The sequence below is a fragment of the Pricia sp. genome, assembly GCF_041745955.1.
In the GTDB taxonomy this organism is placed as follows: domain Bacteria; phylum Bacteroidota; class Bacteroidia; order Flavobacteriales; family Flavobacteriaceae; genus Pricia.
Map to the genome: position 1 here is coordinate 1 of NZ_JBGTHY010000287.1, position 3,015 is coordinate 3,015.

Annotated in this window: 2 protein-coding genes; both read left to right on the plus strand. The window is 47.7% G+C overall.

Annotated features, from left to right (window positions below):
- The coding region (locus tag ACEW8S_RS10540; protein ID WP_373518114.1) for a sulfatase-like hydrolase/transferase at window positions 1–1,353 on the plus strand (1,353 nt) is incomplete at its 5' end.
- 17 nt (window positions 1,354–1,370) lie between these two features.
- On the plus strand, window positions 1,371–3,015 hold a 1,645-nt coding region (locus ACEW8S_RS10545), incomplete at its 3' end, for a sulfatase (protein ID WP_373518115.1).

Genomic DNA, 3,015 nt, shown 5'->3' on the forward strand with positions numbered 1-3,015 from the left:
AGGGAGCATTTGCCCGAAGAAGAAATTATTGCCGATACCGCTTTTGAGATGCCGCCCATCTACCGCGACTCTCCCAAGATGCGCAAGCAGATGGCAAGGGTTTACAACGCAATTGCCTTGACGGATATCCGTATCGGCGAACTGCTTAAAAAATTAAAGGACGATGGTCTTTACGACAACACCATCATCTTCTTTTTTGCCGACCACGGCGAGGGAATGCCCCGCGGAAAGACAAACGGCATCGACTATGGATATCGCGTGCCTTTTATAATACGCTTTCCCGAAAAGTACAAACAGCTTTCACCTTGGGGAACCGGTGGGAAAGTTGCCAATGAATTGGTGAACTTTGAAGACTTGGCCCCGACGGTGCTTAGTCTAGCCGGTGCCGAAAGTCCTCAATATTTAAAGGGAAGGGCCATATTGGGCAAGGAAAGGATCAAACCTTCGAATCATTTGCTATTGTCTTCGGATCGAGCGGACAACGGTCCCGATATGGTGCGAACCATTACCGACGGCCAATATGTGTATTCACGGAATTTCATGCCGTTTTTGCCCCAAATGCGCTATATCCGGTATATCGAGATAAGTGATATTGCGAATCACATGCGAAGTGATCTTGCGGACAACGTATTGGATTCCCTCCAAAAAAGTCTTTTTGAACCCCGGCCCATGGAATTCCTGTTCGATGTCAAGAACGACTCTTGGGAAACCATTAATTTAGCGGAGGATAAAAATTTCGCGCCTATCCTACAGAGAATGGGCAAACAGTTAAATGATAAGCTGCGGAAAGCGAAAGACGTCCATTTCTTAACGGAATACGAGTTGGGGGAAATTTCGAAAACCACCACTCCCTATACATTTCGGGAAGATGGTGGTCAATATCCCTTTGAGGAAATCTATAAGGCTGCATCCCTATCCGGAAAGCGGGTCGTATCCACTTTAAAGGAACAGGTGCAACTTTTGAAAAGCAAAAACCCGATAGTCCGATATTGGGCCATAACCGGACTAAAAAGTCATCCTGAAGAACATATTACATCCTATAAAAAAGAAATAGAAGCAGCGATGGACGATTCGTATCCGCCCGTTGTCGTATTGGCTTCCGCCATGGCTTACGATTATTTCAACGATGCCGATGCCGAGCAAAGCCTAAAGCAATTCTCTAAGAGCGATAACATGCATTTGGCCTTGCTTGCCCTGAACAGCATGTTGTACCTCGATGAGAAACAGCCTTTTCTTGAAACCGTAAAAGAAGTGCAGGAAATGCCAGACCGCAACTATAATGTAAAGGCGGCCTGTTTAGATTATTTGGGGATACTGGGCCTTGTGGAAAATAATGCGAAAAACGAAAACTAACCTAATAGTATTGAACTATGCCAACACTGCAATCGAATTCAAGAAAGTTGTATAGGGCAGCCTATCGCTTGACTGTCGGCGAGCTAGGGGCAGGCAGGTTAACGTTTATACTTGGCCTGCTCATCTTCGTTGGCTGCAAAGAGAAAGAGGCGACGGAAAAACCGAAAAAACCGAACGTCGTCTTTATTTTGGCCGATGATTTTGGCATCCATGACCTAAGTGTCACGGGCAGCACCTATTACGAGACTCCCAATATCGATAAGATTGCTAAAGAAGGCACCCAGTTCACCCAAGGCTATGCCGCAAGCAGGGTATGTAGTCCTTCGCGTGCGAGTATCATGCTCGGGCAATTTACCGCACGCCACGGCATTACCGACTGGATCGGGGCGGCTTCCGGTACCGATTGGCGCAAACAGAACCATAACGATAAAGTGCTTCCCGCGGATTACGTCCACGATTTGCCCGCAAAGGACACTACCTTGGCAGAGGCTATGAAGGCCAACGGATACCACACTTTCTTTGCCGGGAAATGGCATTTGGGCGAAAAGGGCTCCTGGCCCGAAGACCATGGTTTTGACATAAACAAAGGTGGTTGGGAGGTCGGTAGCCCTAAAGGCGGTTTTTTCTCGCCTTGGGAAAACCCAAATTTGGAAAACAAGGAAAAAGGGGAGAACCTGTCGATGCGCCTTGCCAAGGAAACATCCGACTTTATCGAAAAAAATAAGGACAGCACCTTTTTCGCCTACCTGTCTTTCTATGCCGTTCACGGTCCGATTCAAACTACGGAAGAAAAATGGCGCAGATATCGGGACAAGGCCGATAAAATGGGCATCAAAGACCATGGCTACGAAATGGAACGGGTACTACCCATCCGGATCGTGCAGGACAATCCCGTTTATGCAGGACTCGTAGAGCAAATGGATGATGCCGTTGGACTCGTTCTTGATAAATTAAAGGAATTGGGCTTGGATGAAAATACCATTGTAGTCTTTACTTCTGACAATGGCGGAGTAGCCTCCGGGGATGCCTTTTCGACCACCAACCTTCCGTTGAGAGGAGGAAAGGGCTACCAATGGGAAGGGGGCGTTCGAGAGCCGTACTTTATCAAAGTGCCCGGATTAAAGAACGGCACTTCGATCGATTATCCGGTAACGGGGGCGGATTTTTATCCTACGCTCCTCGATTTCGCCGACATTCCCTTAAGACCCGAACAACATGCGGACGGTGTCAGTCTAAAACCGTTGTTCGAAGGAAAGACTTTGGTCGGCCGACCCCTGTTTTGGCACTATCCCCACTATGGCAACCAAGGCGGCGAACCGTCATCTATGGTCCGTGAGGGGAAATGGAAATTGATCCATTATTATGAGGATGATCATCAAGAGCTCTACGACCTGAAGGCAGATCCCGGAGAACAAACGGATGTACTATCCGAAAATAAGGACGTAGCCGAAAGGTTGAGTGACCTATTGCAATCCTATCTCGAAAAGGTCAATGCCAATATGCCGGGCAAGGATACGAGTTTCGACGCCGATTTGGCCAAAAAGCAACATCAGGAAAGAATCGACGTCCTTATGCCCAGACTGGAGGCGGAACGTGTGGAATTTTTATCCGAAGATTTTGAACCGAACGAAACTTGGTGGGATAGTAAGGTGACGAAGGATT